The 18,962-nt window shown below is 68.9% G+C and carries 19 protein-coding genes; 14 read left to right on the top strand and 5 right to left on the bottom strand.

The features are described 5' to 3' along the window. The gene (locus K8940_RS01630; protein ID WP_223392813.1) at positions 1-1,410 is read right to left on the bottom strand and encodes a sensor histidine kinase; all 1,410 of its coding nucleotides are present in this window, start codon (positions 1,408-1,410) and stop codon (positions 1-3) included. A gap of 165 nt (positions 1,411-1,575) precedes the next feature. On the opposite strand from K8940_RS01630, the gene K8940_RS01625 reads away from it, so the two are divergent. The 10 genes from K8940_RS01625 (at position 1,576) to K8940_RS01580 (ending at position 12,812) form a co-directional block, all read left to right on the top strand. Continuing rightward, entirely contained in the window at positions 1,576-4,833 is a 3,258-nt protein-coding gene (locus tag K8940_RS01625; protein WP_223392812.1) for an autotransporter outer membrane beta-barrel domain-containing protein, read from the top strand. Between the two features lie 261 nt (positions 4,834-5,094). Next, positions 5,095-6,558 (top strand): OprO/OprP family phosphate-selective porin, encoded by a 1,464-nt coding sequence (locus K8940_RS01620; RefSeq protein WP_223392811.1) that lies wholly within the window; start codon positions 5,095-5,097, stop codon positions 6,556-6,558. Positions 6,559-6,675: 117 nt separating this feature from the next. Continuing rightward, on the top strand, positions 6,676-7,737 hold the full coding sequence (locus K8940_RS01615) for a sulfate ABC transporter substrate-binding protein (protein WP_223392810.1): 1,062 nt from the start codon (positions 6,676-6,678) through the stop codon (positions 7,735-7,737). Between the two features lie 172 nt (positions 7,738-7,909). Next, entirely contained in the window at positions 7,910-9,016 is a 1,107-nt protein-coding gene (locus K8940_RS01610; protein WP_223395734.1) for a PAS domain-containing protein, read from the top strand. A gap of 15 nt (positions 9,017-9,031) precedes the next feature. After that, positions 9,032-9,499, top strand: coding sequence for a response regulator (locus tag K8940_RS01605; RefSeq protein ID WP_223392809.1), 468 nt, complete (start codon positions 9,032-9,034; stop codon positions 9,497-9,499). Then, complete coding sequence (locus K8940_RS01600) at positions 9,499-9,771, top strand: SemiSWEET family sugar transporter (RefSeq protein ID WP_223392808.1); 273 nt, start codon at positions 9,499-9,501, stop codon at positions 9,769-9,771. The genes K8940_RS01605 and K8940_RS01600 overlap by 1 nt, the downstream gene beginning before the upstream one ends. A gap of 89 nt (positions 9,772-9,860) precedes the next feature. Continuing rightward, positions 9,861-10,775 carry an acetylglutamate kinase gene (gene argB / locus K8940_RS01595; RefSeq protein WP_223392807.1) on the top strand — a complete coding sequence of 305 codons (915 nt, stop codon included), beginning with the start codon at positions 9,861-9,863 and terminating at the stop codon, positions 10,773-10,775. Then, the gene (locus K8940_RS01590) at positions 10,772-11,437 is read left to right on the top strand and encodes a pyrimidine 5'-nucleotidase (protein WP_223392806.1); all 666 of its coding nucleotides are present in this window, start codon (positions 10,772-10,774) and stop codon (positions 11,435-11,437) included. Before argB ends, K8940_RS01590 begins: the two co-directional genes overlap by 4 nt. Further along, positions 11,434-12,282, top strand: coding sequence for a 2,3,4,5-tetrahydropyridine-2,6-dicarboxylate N-succinyltransferase (dapD, locus tag K8940_RS01585; protein ID WP_223392805.1), 849 nt, complete (start codon positions 11,434-11,436; stop codon positions 12,280-12,282). The genes K8940_RS01590 and dapD overlap by 4 nt, the downstream gene beginning before the upstream one ends. 53 nt (positions 12,283-12,335) lie before the next feature. Further along, positions 12,336-12,812: a DUF805 domain-containing protein gene (locus K8940_RS01580; protein ID WP_223392804.1), complete on the top strand. Its 477-nt coding sequence runs from the start codon at positions 12,336-12,338 to the stop codon at positions 12,810-12,812. Between the two features lie 2 nt (positions 12,813-12,814). Here K8940_RS01580 and K8940_RS01575 read toward each other — a convergent pair whose 3' ends face one another. Then, positions 12,815-13,150 (bottom strand): cell surface protein, encoded by a 336-nt coding sequence (locus K8940_RS01575; protein WP_223392803.1) that lies wholly within the window; start codon positions 13,148-13,150, stop codon positions 12,815-12,817. Between the two features lie 110 nt (positions 13,151-13,260). Here K8940_RS01575 and fmt point away from each other — a divergent pair, with 110 nt between their 5' ends. Further along, a complete protein-coding gene (gene fmt, locus K8940_RS01570; protein ID WP_223392802.1) occupies positions 13,261-14,187 on the top strand; it encodes a methionyl-tRNA formyltransferase in 927 nt (308 codons plus the stop codon). Further along, positions 14,187-14,942, top strand: a complete 756-nt coding sequence (gene truA, locus K8940_RS01565) for a tRNA pseudouridine(38-40) synthase TruA (RefSeq protein WP_223392801.1) — start codon at positions 14,187-14,189, stop codon at positions 14,940-14,942. The genes fmt and truA overlap by 1 nt, the downstream gene beginning before the upstream one ends. 113 nt (positions 14,943-15,055) lie before the next feature. Here the strand turns inward: truA and K8940_RS01560 are convergent, their stop codons facing one another. Both K8940_RS01560 and dapE read right to left on the bottom strand, forming a co-directional pair. After that, entirely contained in the window at positions 15,056-15,976 is a 921-nt protein-coding gene (locus tag K8940_RS01560; RefSeq protein ID WP_223392800.1) for a glutaminase, read from the bottom strand. Between the two features lie 17 nt (positions 15,977-15,993). Further along, positions 15,994-17,154, bottom strand: coding sequence for a succinyl-diaminopimelate desuccinylase (dapE, locus tag K8940_RS01555; protein WP_223392799.1), 1,161 nt, complete (start codon positions 17,152-17,154; stop codon positions 15,994-15,996). Positions 17,155-17,208: 54 nt separating this feature from the next. Between dapE and K8940_RS01550 the strand changes: the two genes are divergently transcribed. Further along, on the top strand, positions 17,209-17,688 hold the full coding sequence (locus tag K8940_RS01550) for a cupin domain-containing protein (RefSeq protein WP_223392798.1): 480 nt from the start codon (positions 17,209-17,211) through the stop codon (positions 17,686-17,688). Positions 17,689-17,750: 62 nt separating this feature from the next. Continuing rightward, entirely contained in the window at positions 17,751-18,428 is a 678-nt protein-coding gene (locus tag K8940_RS01545; protein ID WP_223392797.1) for a hypothetical protein, read from the top strand. Between the two features lie 9 nt (positions 18,429-18,437). Here K8940_RS01545 and def read toward each other — a convergent pair whose 3' ends face one another. Further along, complete coding sequence (gene def, locus K8940_RS01540; protein ID WP_223392796.1) at positions 18,438-18,959, bottom strand: peptide deformylase; 522 nt, start codon at positions 18,957-18,959, stop codon at positions 18,438-18,440. Between the last annotated feature and the right edge of the window lie 3 nt (positions 18,960-18,962).

Here is an 18,962-nt window from a genome sequence, read left to right as displayed (position 1 = left end):
CTAGGCCTCGGCGGTGGCCGGCGGCGGCGCGGTCTCCGCGCCGGCCTTGGCCATCGGCAGATAGACCCCGAAGGTCGCGCCTTCGCCCTGGACGCTTTCCACCGTCAGGCCGCCGCGATGGCGGTTCATGATGTGCTTGACGATGGCCAGGCCCAGGCCCGTGCCCGAACGCTCGCCGCTCTTCTGTCCCTCGACGCGATAGAAGCGCTCGGTCAGGCGCGGCAGGTGCTCGCGCGCCAGGCCCGGCCCCCGGTCGGTGACCCGCAGCACCGCGTAGCGCTCGGACGGATCGTGGTCGGGCGTCAGCAGCGACATCCGCGCGGCGGCCGGGTCGCGGCCGGCGGCGGCGGCCTCGGCGGCCAGACCCGGGAAAATCTCGACCCGCACCACCCCGCCCTTCGGCGTGTACTTGATGGCGTTGTCGATCAGGTTCTGGATCACCTGGATGATCTGGTCGCGGTCGCCGTCGACCACCGCCCCGCCGCGCGGCGGCAGCACGGGATCGAAGCCGACCGCCTTGTCGCGCGCCTGGGGCCCCAGGGCGTCGATCACGTCGATCGCGGCCATCGCCAGGTCGACCCGGCCCAGCGGCGCGATGTGTTCGTTCAGCTCGATCCGCGACAGGCTCATCAGGTCGTCGATCAGCCGCGACATCCGCTCGGCCTGGGCCAGCATGATCGCCAGGAACCGGTCGCGGGCCCCCGGATCGTCCTTGGCGTGGCCGCGCAGGGTCTCGATGAAGCCCGACAGCGAGGCCAGCGGCGTGCGCAGTTCGTGGCTGGCGTTGGCCAGGAAGTCGGCGCGGGTCCGCTCGCTGCGACGGGCGTCGGTCTCGTCACGCAGGGCCAGCAAGGCCAGGCGCGAGCGCCCCGCCCCCTCCTCCAGCGGCCGGGCGTAGGCCAGCCAGGACCGGCCCTGGGCGCCGCCGGTCTCGAACTCGACCGTGCCCTCGACGCCGCCGAACAGCGCCTCGTCCACGGCCTCCAGCACCCGAGGATTGCGGACGGCGGTGACCAGCAGCGCGCCCTGGTGCTGGATCTTGAACAGCTCGCGCGCGGCGGCGTTGGCGAACAGGAAGCGGCGACCGGTGAGGTCGTCGGCCTCCTCGGCGGCGATCACCATCAGCGGATCGGGCAGGCGGTCGAGAATCGCCGCGAAGGGCGGGACCTCCTCGACGGCCGCCGCGGGGACCAGGCGGCCGGAGACCGGCGACTCGGGCGGCGCGGCCACGCGGCGCGAGAACCACCAGCCGGCCCCGCCGGTCGCCAGGGCGGCGACCACGGCCGGTCCCGGCTGGGCCAGGCCCACGACGCCCAGGCCCAGGATCACGCCTGGCCCGATCATCGACGGCCAGAATGCGCTCGCCCAGCGGCGTTCGGATCCGTCCGGGGGCGTGTTCGCCAGCGGCATGGGGCAGGTCCACCGATTTCAAGCGGGAAACGATTCGTCGATCCAGATATGGCGCCCCGCCAAGCCATGCGATAGACGGTTGGCGCTTCTGTACGTGTCACGCGCGAGACTCACCGCAATTTCGCCGCAACGTGACCCGAATTAGGTGCGCCGGTTTCTGTCGAGGTGTCGTTCGTAATGCAGCGCAAGGTCCTGGTCGCGACGGTCGCGGCCGCTCCTCTTTTGGCCATGGGTTTCGCCGCTTTGGCGGAAACCTCGGTCTCCACCGCGCGGACGACGCCGATCGCGACCAGCACGGCGACGGGCACGGCGGCCGACGACATCCGCATCACCGCCGATGGTTCGGTCAAGCCGACGACCTCGGGCGCGATCGTCACGATCGACAGCAACAATAAGGTCACCAATCTGGGGACCATCGGGACCACCGGCGTCAATGACGGCGTGGGCGTGCTGATCATCGGCGGCAGAACTGGCTCGCTGACCAACTCGGCCACCATCTCGCTGCTCGAGGACTATACGCCCACCGACAGCGATTCCGACGGCGACCTGGACGGCGTCTTCGCCCAGGGCTCGAACCGGTTCGGCGTGCGCCTGACCAACGCCGGAACCTTCACCGGCGACATCATCAACGACGCGGCCGGTACGATCAGCATCGAGGGCAACAACTCGGCCGGCATGCTGCTGGAAGGCGCGGTGGTCGGCAACATCACCAACCTGGGCACGATCAGCGTCGTCGGCGACAACGCCTACGGCGTGCGGATCGCCGCGCCGGTCACCGGCAAGGTGACCTTGGGCGGTTCGATCAACGTCCAGGGCTCCGGCGCGGTCGCCCAGGCCATCGATTCGAACATCACCGGCGCGCTGGTGCTGCAAGGCGCGACCAGCGCCACCGGCTACCGGTACACCTCGCGCCCGACCACGGTGGACGCGCTGAACAAGCTGGACGCCGACGACCTGCTGCAGGGCGGTCCGGCCGTCCGCGTCGCCGGCGACGTGACCGGCGGCTTGCTGCTGCAAGGCGTGAACTATTCGACCAAGGTCGGTACGGACGGCAACACCGTCACCACGACGATCACCTCCAGCACCACCGGCACGTCCAGCATCAGCGTCTATGGCGGCGCCCCGGCCCTGCAGATCGGCTCGGCCAGCCAGGACGTCACCCTGGGCGCGGTCGGAACCGGCGACAACGCCTATGGCCTGGTCGCCAAGGGCTCGATCGGCGCGGCGGGCGTCTACAACGGCGTCGCCGCGACGGCCGTCTCGATCGGCGCCGGCGGCGGCCGCGCGACCACCGTCACCGGCGGCGTCCGCAACGACGGCCAGATCTCGGCCACCAGCTACGAGGCCAACGCGACGGGCCTGACCCTGAACGCCGGCGCCACCGCCAACGAGATCCTGAACCGCGGCGCCATCTCGGCCAGTTCGTCGTCCTACGCCGCCTCGGGCGTCACCGCTTCCGCGCGCGGCGTGGTGCTGGCCGCCGGCTCGACCTCGACCAGCCTGCGCAACACCGGGACGATCAGCGCCTCGCGCGTCGGCGAGACCGGGGACGCGATCGCCATCCTCGACCAGGCCGGCACGCTGAAGACGATCACCAACACGGGCGCGATCCGCGCCGCCATCGCCGCGCCGAGCTTCAAGGCCGATGGCACGACGGCGACCGTGACGGCCGGCGGCCAGGCGATCGCCCTCGACCTTCGGGCCAACAATTCCGGCGTGACCTTCACCCAGTCGGGCCCGGTCGACTTCACCTCGACCACGACCTATCCCAGCACCGACACCACGACCAGCACCGACGCCACCACGACCACGGGCGCGCCCAGCACGATCGGCGACGTCCTGTTCGGCGGCGGGAACGACACCCTGAACCTGTGGAGCGGCACGCTGCTGGGCAACATGTCCTTCGGCGCGGGCCAGGATCGGCTGTCGATCGACGGCGGCGCCGTGGCCCTGGGCAAGCTGACCGACAGCGACGGCCGCCTGGATATCGCCGTGGCCAACGGCAGCCTGGGCATCGTCAACACCGACACGATCAATGTCAGCAGCGTGACCCTGGGCAGCAAGGCCAAGCTGCTGTTCTCGGCCGACGCCGCCGCCGGGACCAATACCAAGCTGGTCGTGTCGGGCGCGACCAACATCGCCAGCGGGGCCGAGCTGGGCATCCGCCTGACCAACCTGGTCAAGCAGCCGACCACCTTCACGGTGATCCAGGGCAGCAACGTCAATGTCGGCACGATCGGCGGCGGCCTGCTGGCCGAGTCGCCCTATCTGTACGTGGCCACCAGCCGGGCCGACACCAACAACGTCTATATCGACGTCCGCCGCCGCACCGCCGCCGAGATCGGCTTCAACAAGAGCGAGACCTCGGCCTATGACGCCGTGTTCGCGGCGCTGGGAACCGACTCCACCCTGGCCACCCAGTTCCTGGGCCAGAACACCCGCGACGGCTTCCGCGACCTCTACGACCAGATGCTGCCCGACCAGGGGCTGGGCATGTTCTCGGCCCTGCAGTCGGTTAGCCAGCAGATCTCGGCCGCCACCATGTTCCGGCCGGATCCGGGCGACCGCTACGGTCCCGACAGCATCTGGGTGCAGGAGATCAACTCGCTGACCCGCCGCGACACCGACCAGACCCTCGGTTCGGACACCCAGGCCTTCGGCTTCGTGGCCGGCTACGAGGCCATGGGCGACGCGGGCGGCGCCCTGGGCCTGACCCTGGCCTATGTCAGCGTCGAGGAACACGACACCGTCGCCAAGGTCGGCGAGCAGACCACGGCCTCGTTCGTCCAGACCGGCGCCTACTGGCGTCGTTCGGTCGGCGGCTGGCGCTTCAACGCCGGTGGCGGCCTGGGCTACGGCTTCTTCCAGGGCGACCGTCGCTTCATCGCCCCGGACAGCAACGCCGACGGCGTCGCCGACCTGGTCTTGAAGAACACCGCCGACTGGAACGGCCTGACCGCCAACGCCTATGCGGGCGTCGCCTACGAACAGAAGTTCGGCCGCTTCTTCGCCCGTCCCGAAGGCCGTCTGGACTATGTCACCCTGCGCGAAGGCAAGCGCACCGAAGCGGGCGGCGGCGACGGCTTCGACCTGACGGTCGACAAGCGCAACTCCAGCAACCTCAGCGGCGAGCTGGGCGTGGTGTTCGGCGCCGACTTCGGCAAGAACGTCTGGTGGCGTCCGGAAGTGCGGGTCGGCTATCGCCAGACCCTGGCCGGCTCGGTCGGCGACACGGTCGCCCGCTTCAAGGGCGGCAACCCGTTCACCCTGGCCGCGCTCGACGACAAGGACGGCGCCCTGACCGCCGGCTTCGCCCTGCGGGCCGGCACGCCGATGTCCTATCTGGCTCTGGAAGGCGGCGTCGAAGCCACCAAGAAGCAGAAGCGCTACAACCTGCGGCTGGCCGGGCGGGCGATGTTCTAGGGGGCCGAGCGCCCCTATATTAGCGTTGTTAATGTTGCAAAGCCGCCTCGGGAGACCGGGGCGGCTTTTTCCGTCTACGGATCTTTAACAGCTCAAGCGTCTGATTCCGTGAAGGATTCGCGGCTGAAACCACGGTGCTCAACCGTGTCTCTAGAAAAACTCAAGGCCGCTTTTCCTAATCTCGATTTCAGAGCTAGGAATAATCGTCTTCCCTAGCTCGGCAGGTCGGCCCCGCCCAGCGGCGCCGAGAGGGGACTACACATGAGCAACACAAAAACCGCATTTCGCGCCGCGTTGATCGCCGGCGTGTCGCTTCTGGCCACGGCCGGCGTCGCGTCGGCCCAGACCGCTCCGCCCGCATCGCCAGACGAGGCCGCCGCCCGCATCGCCGCGCTGGAGGCCCAGCTCTCGGCGCTGCAGCAGCAGGTCGCCGATCTCAAGGCCGCCACGGCCGCCAGCTTCAAGGACGTTCGCACGGTCCAGAGCGCCACCACCGTCAGCATCGCCGGCGCCAAGCCGACGATCGCGTCCGGCGACGGCGCCTACAGCGCCACGCTGCACGGCGTGATGCAGCTGGACGCCGCCCAGTACTATCAGGACAAGGGCCTGCCGGCCGTGCTCGGCAACGCCCGCGACCTGAACAACGGCACCAACTTCCGCCGCGCCCGCCTGGGCGTCGACGGCAAGTTCGCCAAGAACTTCGACTACTCGATCCTGCTGGACTTCGGCGGCGCGGGCACCGACGGCGCCGGCCAGCTGCAGGAACTGTATGTCCAGTACAACTACGCTCCGTTCAAGATCCGGGTCGGCGCCTACGCCCCGAACCTGGGCCTGGAGGACGCGGCCTCGACCAACGGCTCGCTGTTCCCGGAACGCCCGTCCTCGGCCGAAGCCGCCCGTGGCCTGGCCGGCGCGGACCGCCGCATCGCCCTGCAGGGCCAGGTGGTCCAGGAGCGCTGGATCCTGTCGGGCGCGGTCACCGGCGCCAAGGCCGGCGACGGCCAGACCTTCGACGAGCAGATCGGCTACCTGGGGCGCTTCGCCTTCATCCCGCTGAAGGGCTATGACTGGCTGGTCCACGCCGGCGTCAACGCCAGCGTCGTGGCCACCCCGGCCCAGAGCACGGCCCTGACCGGCGCCTACGCCGTCACCATCCAGGACCGCCCGGAACTGCGCGTCGACGGCCAGCAGCTGGTCACCACCGGCGCCATCGACGCCAAGGGCGCCCGCCACTACGGCCTTGAACTGGCCGCCCAGAAGCAGAACTTCCTGATCCAGAGCGAGTACTTCGACTACAAGATCGACCGTCGCAATCCGGCCGCCGGCGTCAGCGATCCCAAGTTCAAGGGCTGGTACGTGGAAGGCGGCTGGGTGCTGACGGGCGAGGCCCGCCGGTACAACGCCAACAACTTCGCCTTCGACGCCCCGGCCATCAATAACCCGTTCGATCCCAAGGCCCACAAGTGGGGCGCCTGGGAGCTGGCCGGCCGCTACTCGGTGCTGGACCTGAACCACCACGAGAACGCGACCCTGGCCGGCGACCGCGTGCGCGGCGGCGAACAGACCATCTGGACGGTCGGCCTGAACTGGTTCCCGAACTCGGTGACCAAGTTCTCGGTCGACTACCTGGACGTCGACGTCGATCGCCAGGACCCGGCCGGCGGCCTGCTGCCGCTGAGCCAGAGCTACCAGGCGGTCAACTTCCGCAGCCAGTTCGCGTTCTAGTCTCCAGGCGTCGTCCGCCCCGCCGGTTGATGCCGCGGGGCGGGCGGGCCACCTCTTCGTCAAGCCTCGCCGCGCCAGACCGCGCCGCCTCGAAAAGACTCCAGAAAGGACCGTCCCATGAGTGACATCATCAAGGCTCCGACCCGCCGCGGCCTGCTGGCCGGCGCCGGCGCGGGCGCCGCGGCGCTCTCCACGGGTTTGGCCGCGGGCGCGCTCCCCAGCCTGGCGCAGGCCCAGGCGGGCAAGACCATCACCCTGCTCAACGTCAGCTACGACCCGACGCGCGAGCTCTACAAGGACATCAACGCCGCCTACGCCAAGTACTGGAAGGACCGGGTCGGCCAGACCCTGGTGATCAACCAGAGCCACGGCGGCTCGGGCAAGCAGGCCCGCTCGGTGATCGACGGCCTGCAGGCCGACGTCGTCACGCTCGCCCTCGCCTACGACATCGACGAGATCGCCGCCAAGGCCAAGCTGCTGCCGGCCAACTGGCAGTCGCGCCTGCCGCAGAACTCGACCCCCTACACCTCGACCATCGTGTTCCTGGTCCGCAAGGGCAATCCTTGGAAGATCAAGGACTGGGGCGACCTGGTGAAGCCGGGCATCGACGTGATCACGCCGAACCCGAAGACCTCGGGCGGGGCCCGCTGGAACTACCTGGCCGCCTGGGCCTGGGCCCTGAAGCAGCCGGGCGGCAACCCCGCCAAGGCCGAAGCCTTCGTGAAGACCCTGTTCGAGCACGTGCCCGTGCTGGACACCGGCGCCCGCGGCGCCACCACCAGCTTCACCCAGCGCGGCCTGGGCGACGTGCTGCTGGCCTGGGAGAACGAGGCCTACCTCGCCCAGGACGAACTGCCCGGCAAGTTCGACATCGTCTATCCGTCGCTGTCGATCCTGGCCGAGCCGCCGGTCGCCGTGGTCGACAAGAACGTCGATCGCCACAAGACCCGCACCATCGCCGAGGGCTATCTGAACTTCCTGTACAGCCCGCTGGCCCAGGAGCTGATCGCCAAGAACTACTACCGCCCGCGCAACGCCGACGTGGCGGCCAAGTACGCCAACCGCTTCAAGAAGATCCCGCTCGTCACCATCGACGACACCTTCGGCGGCTGGAAGAAGGCCCAGACCACGCACTTCGCCGACGGCGGCGTGTTCGACAGGATCTACCAGCCGAAGTGACGCCTTCCCCAGGGTCCGCCCGTTCCGGGAAGCGCGGACGGACCCTCGGACAGCGCGGCGGGAGTGCTCCTGGACTCCCGCCGTTTTCGTCGCGCGATCGAAGCTATGTTGGGAACCCGACAGGATCGGGTACGTTCAGCGTCCACGGGGTGGTGGGAGCTTGACCGCAAGCATGAATGACTATTCGGAATCGCGACGCGCCGGGGACCGACTGGCCGCCGGTCATGGGGTCGACGACCCTTTCGCCGCCGCGATCCGGGCCACCCGCATGGCGATGATCGTCACGGACGCGACCCAGGACGACAATCCGATCATCTTCGCCAACGACGCCTTCCTCAAGCTGACCGGCTACGAACGCGACGAGGTCATCGGCCGCAACTGCCGATTCCTGCAGGGCCCGGACACCGATCCCAAGGCCGTCGAGGCCCTGCGCGCGGCGATCGCGGCCGGCGAGGACATCGCCGTCGACGTGCTGAACTACCGCAAGGACGGCGCCACCTTCTGGAACGCCCTCTACCTATCGCCGGTGCGCAACGACAGCGGCCGGATCGTCTACTTCTTCGGCTCGCAGCTGGACACCACCGACAAGAAGGCCGTCGAGTTCCAAGCCCGCGACCACAGCGACGGCCTGCAGCAGATCGTCGACGACCGCACCCGCGAGCTGACCGACGCCCTGGAGCAGAAGACCGCCCTGCTCCACGAGGTGGACCATCGGGTGAAGAACAATCTGCAGCTCATCTCCAGTCTGCTGCTGCTGCAGAACCGGCGTGTGGCCGATCCGGCGCTGAAGGCCTCGCTGAAGGGCATGCTGGGCCGGGTCAACGCCATCGCCACCGTCCACCGCCGCCTGTTCCAGAGCGAGGATGTCGAGCGCTTCGACGTCTCGGCCTTCATCCGCGACATGGTCGCCGACCTGATGGGCTCGGCCATGCGCGACGACATCCGCATGGAGCTGGACCTGGAGCGGGTCGAGATCCCCGCCTCCAAGGCCGCGCCGTTCGCCCTGGTGGTCAACGAGCTGCTGACTAACGCCCTTCGCCATGGCTTTCCGGAGGGCCGCGGCGGCCGAATCTTCGTCGGCGTGACTCGCCAGGAAGGGGAATTCCGGATCGAAATCACCGATGACGGCGTTGGACTCGACAAGGACAGCAAGCCGTCGGGCTTCGGCCTCACCATCGTCCAGCTGCTGTGCCAGCAACTGAAGGCGAAGTGCGAGACCACCGACGCGGAACCTGGTGTTCGCGTGATTATTCTGCTGCCGGTGAACGGCGCGCATTGATCGAGGACTTTCGTTATGAGCGGCCGAACGCTCGAGGTGCTGATTGTCGAGGATGAAATGCTTCTCGCGATCGAGCTGGAACATCTGGTCGAAGAGGTGGGTTGCCACTCGCTCGGCTGCGCGATGAGCTCGGACGAGGCGGTTGACCTGGCCGAAAAGCTGCATCCCGACCTCGCTCTCGTGGACGTCCACCTCAGCGACGGCCCGACCGGCGTCGACGTGGCTCGGAAAATCTCGCAGGACTGTGGGGGCGTGGCCCTGTTCATGACCGCTAACGTCAAGCGCCTGCCCGACGACTTCGCCGGCGCCTGCGGCGTGATCGGCAAGCCCTATTCCGAGCACGGGGTGAAGACCGCCCTCGGCTATCTCAGCTATTGCCTGACCGAGGGCCACGCGCCCGGCCCCGTCCCGGTCGGCCTGACCCTGGCCCCGGCCTATGCCGCGCTGTGGGGCCTCGACGACGTCATGCAACGGACGGCCTGATGGCCGTCCCGCCGGTCGCCGCCGGGGTCGGCACGGCCGCCGCCCTGCTTTCGATCACCAGCTTCGCGCCGCAGATCGTCAAGATCTGGAAGGAGAAGGACGCCTCGTCCGTCTCGCTGCGCACCTATGTGGTCACGGTCACCGGCTTTTCCTGCTGGATCGTCTACGGGATCCTGATCCGCGCCTGGCCGGTGATCGCCTCGAACATCGCCTGCCTGCTGATGTCGGGCGCGGTGCTGGCCATGAAGTGGCGGTTCGACCGCCGGGCCTGAGCCCCCTTTTTGGTGACAGGGGGGGCGGGGTCCGCTATCGAGGCGCCGCCTATTTCCGTATCCCCATTTTTGCTTGAGGGACCGACGCCTTGACCGATGCCGCCGAGGAAGCCGGCTGGGCCACAGCCAAGACCCTGGCCGAGGCCCTGCCCTATATCCAGATCTACGACCGCGAAACGGTCGTGATCAAATACGGCGGCCACGCCATGGGCCAGGAAGAGGTGGCCAAGGTGTTCGCCGCCGACGCGGTGCTGCTGAAGCTGCTGGGCGTCCATCCGGTAGTCGTGCACGGCGGCGGTCCGCAGATCAGCCGCATGCTGGACAAGGCCGGCGTCAAGTCGACCTTCGTCGACGGCCTGCGCGTCACCGACGAAGCCACCATGGAAGTGGCCGAGATGGTCCTGTCGGGCGCCATCAACAAGGAAATCGCCAACTGGATCACCCAGGCCGGCGCCGAGGCCGACGTGCGCGGCGTGGGCCTGTCGGGCAAGGACGCCCGCCTGATCACCGCCGAGAAGGTGACCCGGACCAAGAAGGATCCGGACAGCAACATCGAGCAGGTCGTCGACCTGGGCTTCGTGGGCGAACCAACCAAGATCGACCCGCACATCATCCAGGCCCTGCTGACCTCGGAAACCGACTACATCCCGGTCATCGCGCCGATCGGCGTCTCGGACGCCGGCGAGACCTTCAACATCAACGCCGACACCGTGGCCGGCGCCCTGGCGGGCGCGCTGAAGGCCAAGCGGATGCTGATGCTGACCGACATCAAGGGCGTGCTGGACGCCAATGGCGAACTGATCCGCCAGATGACGCTGGAAGAGGCTCGCGCGCTGATCGACACCGGCGTGGCCACCGGCGGCATGATCCCCAAGCTGGAAAACGCCATCCACGCCGTGGAGTCGGGCGTCGAGGCCGTGGTCATCCTGGACGGCCGCCGGCCGCACGCCATGCTGGTCGAGCTGTTCAGCGAACACGGCGCGGGCACGCTCATCTCCCGATGAGCGCCGACCTCTCGCACGTCGACACCTGGCTGTTCGACCTCGACAACACCCTGTACCCGCTGGAAAGCGAGTTCATGGGTCTGATCGAGGCCAAGATGACCGACTTCGTGGCGCGCGAGACGGGCCTGCCGCGCGACGAGGCCCGCGCGCTGCAGCACGGCTACTTCAAGGAGCACGGCACCACCCTGGCCGGGCTGATGACCAATCACGGCATCGAGCCCAAGGCCTTCCTGGACGAGGTGCACGACGTCTCGATGGACCGGCTGACGCCCGATCCTGCGCTGCGCGCGGCGATCGACCGCCTGCCCGGCCGCCGGCTGATCTTCACCAATGGCTCGCTGGGCCACGCCGAGCGGGTGCTGGCCCATCTGGAGCTGCGCGACCTGTTCTCCGAGATCTTCGCCATCGAGACGGCCGACTACGTGCCCAAGCCCTCGCTGGCGACCTTCGACCGGATCACCAAGCTGCACGCCATCGATCCGCCGATGACCGCCTTCTTCGAGGACAGCGAGAAGAACCTCGTGCCGGCCTCGCGGCTGGGCATGACCACCGTCCTGGTCGGGCCGCACGCGGCGGACTCGACCTCCGAACACGTCCATTTCCGCACCAACGACCTCGCCGAGTTCCTCAGCTCGGCGCGCCTGCAAGGAAGCCCGCAATGACCGCCTCCGTGAGCCTCTCGGATCTGCAAACCGAGATCGAAGCCGCCTGGGAAGCCCGCGCCGACGTCTCGGCCGCCACCACCGGCCCCGTCCGCACCGCCGTCGAGGAATCGCTGCTGCTGCTCGACAGCGGCAAGGCCCGTGTCTCGGAGAAGGTCGACGGCGAGTGGATCACCCACCAGTGGCTGAAGAAGGCCGTGCTGCTGTCGTTCCGCCTGAACCCCAACACCGTGATGCGCGCCGGCTCGCTGGGCGGCGGCGTCGGCCCCTGGTGGGACAAGGTCCCGAACAAGTTCGACGGCTGGGACGCCCCGCAGTTCGAGGCCGGCGGCTTCCGCGCGGTTCCGGGCGCGATCGTCCGCCGCGGCGCCCACATCGGCAAGAACGTCATCCTGATGCCGTCGTTCGTGAACATCGGCGGCTATGTCGATGAAGGCACGATGGTCGACACCTGGGTGACGGTCGGCTCGTGCGCCCAGATCGGCAAGAACGTCCACCTGTCGGGCGGCGTCGGCATCGGCGGGGTTCTGGAGCCCCTGCAGGCCAACCCGACCATCATCGAGGACAACTGCTTCATCGGCGCCCGCTCGGAAGTCGTCGAGGGCGTGGTCGTCGGCGAGGGCTCGGTCCTGTCGATGGGCGTGTTCATCAGCGCCTCGACCAAGATCGTCGACCGCAAGACCGGCGCCGTCCACATCGGCAAGGTCCCGCCCTACAGCGTCGTCGTCCCCGGCAGCCTGCCCGACCCGAACGGCGGCCCCAGCCTGTACTGCGCCGTGATCGTCAAGACCGTCGACGCCCAGACGCGCTCGAAGACCTCGATCAACGACCTGCTGCGGGACTAGTCGCCCAAACCTGGCCACCCTAAGGTTGTCTCCTCACGTGGGGGGAGACAGCCTTGGACTACGCGAAGCTGCTGTTCGGGTTTGAAGGTCGCGCCACGCGCCTGACATACTGGCGCCTCCAGGTGATGCTGACCGCGGTGGGAGCCGCGCTCGTGATCCTGGCGTCATTCGGAACGATCGTGGGGGGCTGGCTTGGCGCGGTGCCGCTCGCCTTTATACCGCCCCTGCTGCTCACCAGTTTATCGATCACTGTCCGGCGTCTTCATGACAGGGGTAAAGGCGCCTTGTGGGCGATCCTCTTCATTGTCGGCCCTTGGGCGCTTGTCGCCCCAGCGCGCACGCTGGAGCATGGCGCCAACCCGCTTCTGATCTTGGGCGCGCTTCTGCTGGCGCTTGGCGGCCTCGCGCTCGGCGCGTGGGCGTGGATCGAGATTGGATTCCTACGCGGCGTGCGAGGAGCCAATCGCTTTGGCCCCTCGCCGTCTGATCTGCGGCCCGGCGATTTCTTCAAGGTCGAAACCGCGCGCTGACCCTAGTGCGTCGCCTCGTTCAGCTGCTTCTTGCTGTCGGCCGCGCCTTCCTTGGCGTCCTTCTTCAGGGCGGAGCCGGCTTCCTTGGCTTCCTGGCCGGCCTTCGCGCCCAGTTCCTTGGCCTGGTCGGCGACCTCGCCGGCCGTCTCCTTGGTGCTCTCCTTGATCGCCGTGCCGGCCTCCTTGACGTCGGGGTCGTTGGCGATGGTGTGGGCGGCGTCCTTGATGTCGGAGGCGGCGGCCTTCGCGCCTTCCTTTACCTCGGTGGCGTGCTCCTGCGAGCAGGCGGTCAGCGTCAGGGCCACGGCGCAGCCGGCGACGAACAGGATGGAACGCATGGTCGTGCTCCCTAGAATTGCTTCTGGTGTGTCGGCTGGATAACGAAGCCCCACGGTCGAGGTTCCGACTCCGGCTTTCCCCGGCGGCTTTGGACGTCTAAACCCCCGCCATGCGCATCGCCTTCCTCGGCACCCCCGATTTCGCCGTCACCTGCCTGGCCGAGCTCGTCGCCTCGGGCCACGAGATCGTCGCTGTCTATTCCCAGCCGCCGGCCCCGCGCGGGCGCGGCCACGAGCTTAAGCCCTCGCCGGTCCACGCCTTCGCCGAGGGCCTGGGCCTGCCGGTCCGCACGCCGGTCTCGATGAAGACCCCGGAAGAGATCGAGGCCTTCCAGGCCCTGGACCTGGACGCCGCCGTCGTGGTCGCGTTCGGCCAGATCCTGGTCAAGGCCGTGCTCGACGCGCCCCGCTACGGCTGCTTCAACCTGCACGCCAGCCTGCTGCCGCGTTGGCGCGGCGCCGCGCCGATCCAGCGGGCGATCATGGCCGGCGACCCGGTCACCGGCGTCCAGGTCATGCGGATGAGCGAGGGCCTGGACGAGGGTCCGATCCTGATGTCGCAACAGGTCGCCATCGCCGACGACGACACCGTCGCCAGCCTGCACGACAAGCTGGCCGCCACCGGCGCGCGCCTGCTGCCCGTCGCCCTGGCCGCTATCGAGCGCGGCGTCGTCCGCGAGACGCCGCAAGCCGAAGAGGGCATCACCTACGCCAAGAAGATCAAGTCGGCCGAGGCCCGCATCGACTGGACCCGCCCCGCCGTCGAGGTCGACCGTCACATCCGCGGCCTGTCGCCCTTCCCCGGCGCCTGGTTCGAGGCGCCATCGGATAAGGGTCCCGTCCGCGTGAAGGCCCTGCTGTCGCGCGTCGAGACCACTTCAGGCGCGCCCGGAACGGCGCTGGACGACAGCCTGCTGATCGCCTGCGGCGAAGGCTCCGTCCGCCTGCTGAAGGCCCAGCGCGAGGGAAAGGGCGTCCAGGACGCCGAGACCTTCACGCGCGGCTTTCCGATTTCCGCCGGGACCGTGCTGGCCTGATGCCCCGCTACCGCCTCCTCGTCGAGTATGACGGCCGCCCCTATGCCGGCTTCCAGGCCCAGGCCGTGCTGCCGTCGGTGCAGGGCGCGATCGAGGCGGCGGTGAAGGCGTTCAGCGGCCAGGATGTGCGCATCGCCGCCGCCGGCCGCACCGACACCGGCGTCCACGCCACCGGCCAGGTGGTGCACGTCGACCTCGACAAGGACTGGCCGGCCCAGACGGTGTTCAACGCCCTCAACGCCCACCTGACGCGCGAGGCGGTGTCGATCCTGTCCGCCGAGATCGCCGAGGAAGGCTGGCACGCCCGCTTCTCGGCCAACGAGCGGCGCTACTTGTACCGGATCCTCAACCGTCGCGCTCCGCCGGCGCTAGACAAGGGCCGGGTCTGGCACATGAAGAAGGAGCTGGACCACGAGGCCATGCACGCCGCCGCCCAGCATCTGTTGGGCCTGCACGACTTCACGACCTTCCGCGACATGCACTGCCAGTCCAAGAGCCCGGTTAAAACCCTGGACGTCGCCCGCGTGCGCCGGGTCGGCGAGGAGATCCATCTGGACTTCGAGGCCCGGTCTTTCCTGCATAGGCAGGTTCGCTCGATGACCGGGACACTGGTCGAGGTCGGCGCTGGCCGCTGGACGCCCGACGACGTCAAGGCGGCGCTTGAGGCCAAGGACCGCCGCGAGTGTGGGCCGGTGGCGCCGGCCGATGGGCTGTATCTCGTGGGGGTCGGGTACGGGGACACTCCCCCCACCTGACCGCTTCGCAGTCGTCCGCCCCCAAAGGCGGGCGGAAGGTGATCCGAGATCCTTCTTCCCCCTCCGGGGGAGGAGGGAGGAGGGCTGAAAGCCCAGAGGGGGCTAGTGGCCGCCTACAGCACCGAGCAGTTGGTGATCTGGCTGAACGCTTCCAGCGCCGCCGCGCCGACCACACTTGTCCCGAACCGGTCCAGCTCCGGCGACCATACCGCCACCGTCGCCTTGCCGGGGATCACCGCCACGATGCCGCCGCCGACGCCGCTCTTGGCGGGCAGGCCGACGCGGTAGGCGAAGTTGCCGACGCTGTCATAGATCCCGCAGGTCAGCAGCAGGGCGTTCAGCCGGCGGGTCAGGCGCTCGGGGAACACCGTCTCCTGCGCCACCGGCGAGAAGCCGCCGGCCGCCAAGGGCAGGAAGGCCCGCGCCAGCTGGCGACAGCTCATGGTCAGGGCGCACTGGCGGCAATAGGCGGCCACCACGCTCTCGGGATCGTGGTTCAGCGTGCCCTTGCCACGCATAAGGCTGGCGATGGCTCGGTTCTGCCAGGCGTTGGCCAGTTCGGACGCGGCCACCGTGGGGTCGATTTCCAGGCGCTCGTCGGCGAGGAAGCCGGCGAAGTCGCGGACCAGCGCCGCAGGATCCCTGGTGACGTCCATCAGCACGTCGGTGACCGCCAGCGCCCCGGCGTTGATGAATGGGTTGCGCGGCACGCCCTGCTCGGCCTCGAGCAGGGAGAGGTGGTTGAACGGCGTGCCCGACGGCTCCTTGCCGACCCGCGTCCAGGTCTCGTCGCCCAGGCGGTTGAGCGCCAGGCCCAGGGCGAAGACCTTGGTGATGCTCTGGACCGAGAAGCCCTCGTCGGCGTCGCCGATCACGTGCTCGCCGCCGTCGACCGTGCGCACGGCCATGCCGAACTTGCCGCCCGGCACATCGGCCAGTTCGGGAATGTAGTCGGCGGTCCGGCCCTTGCCGAAGTGCGGCTTGACCAGCACCGCCACCTCGGCCAGCACGTCGGGGATCGAGAGCGCCTTCATCGCCGACGCCGCGCCCTTTAAGCGAACGCCGCGAAGTAGCGGTTGATCAGCGCCTCGTAGGCGCCCGCCAGTTGGCGGACCTCCTCGACCGGAACCCGCTCGTCGACCTGGTGCATGGTCGAGCCGACCAGGCCGAACTCGACCACCGGGCAGAGGTTGCGGATGAAGCGGGCGTCGCTGGTGCCGCCGGTCGTCGACAGCTCCGGCACGCGGCCCGTGGCGTCGCCGACGGCGGCCACGATCACGTCGGTGAAGGTCCCTGGCTCGGTCAGGAAGGCCTCGCCGCTGACCTTGCACAGCGCCTCGACGCGGCCCGAGAAGCCCTCGGCCGCTTCGCGGCACTCGCTTTCGATCCAGGCGGCCAGGTCCTTGCCCTTGTGGGCCGGGTTAAAGCGGATGTTGATCCGGGCCTTGGCGCTGGCGGGGATGACATTGGTGGCGGTGTTGCCGACGTCGACCGTGGTGACCTCCAGGTTCGACGGCTGGAAGCCGGTATAGCCCTCGTCCAGCACCCGGCTCTGCAGGCGCGAGAGGATGTCGACCATCACCGGAATCGGGTTGGCCGCCCGATGCGGATAGGCCACGTGGCCTTGCTTGCCGTCCACCGCGATCCAGGCGTTGATGCTTCCGCGCCGGCCGATCTTGACCATGTCGCCCAGCAGGTTGGCGCTGGTCGGCTCGCCGACGATGCAGTGGTCGATAATCTCGCCCTCGGCGGACAGGGTCTCGACGACCTTGACGGTGCCGTCCTCGGCCACGCCCTCCTCGTCGCCGGTGATCAGGAAGCTGATCGAGCCGGCGTGCTCGGGGATCTTGGCCACGGCGGCGACGAAGGCGGCGATGGCCGACTTCATGTCGACCGCGCCGCGGCCGTACAGCACCCCGTCCTTGATCTCGGCCTCGAACGGCCCGGCGGTCCAGGCCGCGTCGTCCCCGACCGGCACCACGTCGGTATGGCCGGCGAAGCAGAGGTTCGGCCGCGCCGTCCCGCGCCGGGCGTAGAGGTTCTCGATCTCGCCGAACTTCATCCGGCGGCAGTTGAAGCCGAGGCTCTCCAGCTGGCGCTGCAAGGTGTCCATCGCGCCCGCGTCGGCCGGGGTCACCGACGGACGACGGATCAGGGCCTGGGCGAGCTCGACCGGGTCGATGCTGACGGAAGCGGGCGCGGGGCTGGTCATGATCCTGCCTTTAGGCTTCCCTCCCCTCGGACGCAAACCCCGCTCAGGTCGACCATGCCCAAGATCGATATCGCCACGGCCCCGACCCGCGTCGGCACGGCCTATCCCGCGCCGTTCAACCGGCCCTGCCTGCTGCGCCATCGCACCAAGCTGGGCGACGCCGTCGGGCTGGACCAGTTCGGCGTCAATCTGCTGCGCCTGCCGCCCGGCGCCTGGTCCAGCCAACGCCACTGGCACACGGCCGAGGACGAGTTCACCTGGGTGGTCGAGGGCGAGGTCGTGCTGGTCGACAACGACGGCGAGACGGCGCTCCGGGCCGGCGACTGCGCCGGCTTCAAGGCCGGCGTCGCCAACGGCCACCACTTCCAGAACCGTTCGGACAAGGACGTCCTGCTGCTGGAGATCGGCTCGCGCAAGCCGGCGGAAGACGGTTGCGACTATCCGGACATCGACCTCGTCCTGCGCGATGGCGAGGAGATCTACCGTCATCGGGACGGGACGCCGTACGAGACCGACGAGGGACGGAAACGTTAGCGGCCAAGCTGGCCAAGTCGCGCGCGTTGGGTCACCTTGAGGTTGCGGTCCAGGAGCACGCCATGATCCAGAGATTTTCTCGCGCCCTGGCGGCGCTGTCCGTCGCCGTGGCCCTGCCCGCCTTGGCGCCGGCCGCCGCCCAGGCCCAGGCGACCTCGCGTCTCTGTTCGGGGCAGGCTGGCGAGACGCCCGGTCCGGCCTGTCTGGTGGCGCACGAGGAGCTCGGCGCCCTGCCCGCCGGTCCCCTCTATTGGACGATCGACGCCTTTCCCGATGTCGAGACCGCCACGCGGGCCAAGCCGCCGCATGGCGCAGTGGTGCAGGCCTTCGGCCAGGTCTGGCTGTTCGCCGTGGGCGACAAGGGCAAGGTTCTACCGGGCGGCCGTCACCTGGCGGACATCGGGCCCCTCCCCCTGGACGAGGGCGCCGCCGGCGCCTTCAGCGTGGAATATCTGAAATCGACCTTCACACCCGGCATGACCGCGCCGGTGCACGTCCATTCAGGGCCCGAGGCCTTCTACGCGGTCAGCGGCGGCAGCTGCCTGGAAACGCCGGACGGGGCCCAGGTGGCGCGTGGCGCGGGCCATTCGCTGATGGTGCGACGCGGCCCGCCGATGCTGCTGATGGCCATCGGCTCGGAGACGCGGCAGGGCTTCGCCCTGATCCTGCACCAGGACGGCAGTCCGCCGACGACCCTGACATCCGACTGGACGCCCAAGGGCCTGTGCCCGAAGACCTGAGCGGGCGGGTTACGCCGCGCGGCGCGACTTCTTGACCTTGGCGATGGCCCGGTCGCGGCGCAGGCGTGAGAGGTGGTCGATGAACAGGACGCCTTCCAGGTGGTCCATCTCGTGCTGGATGCAGACGGCGAACAGGCCCTCGGCCTCCTCGACGATCGTCTCGCCCTGGTAGTTCAGGTAGCGGATGGTGACCTTCGACGGGCGCTCGACCTCGTCGAAATATTCCGGCACCGACAGGCAGCCTTCCTCGTAGCCGAGGGTCTCTTCCGAGCTCGACAGGATCTCGGGATTGACGAAGTAGCGCGGGGCCGGCTCCTCGCCCTCGCGGGCCAGGTCCATGGTGATGACGCGGACCGGCTCGCCGACCTGCACGGCGGCCAGGCCGATGCCGGGGGCGTCGTACATGGTCTCCAGCATGTCGTCCATCAGCGCGCGCAACTCGTCGGTGACGGTCTCCACCGGGGTGGAGATCTTCTTCAGAACCGCCAGGTCGGCAGCGTTATCGACGGTGAGGATGCGACGGATAGCCATGAT

The organism is Caulobacter segnis, assembly GCF_019931575.1.
GTDB lineage: Bacteria > Pseudomonadota > Alphaproteobacteria > Caulobacterales > Caulobacteraceae > Caulobacter > Caulobacter segnis_C.
This window is presented reverse-complemented; position numbering and strand designations above follow the sequence as displayed.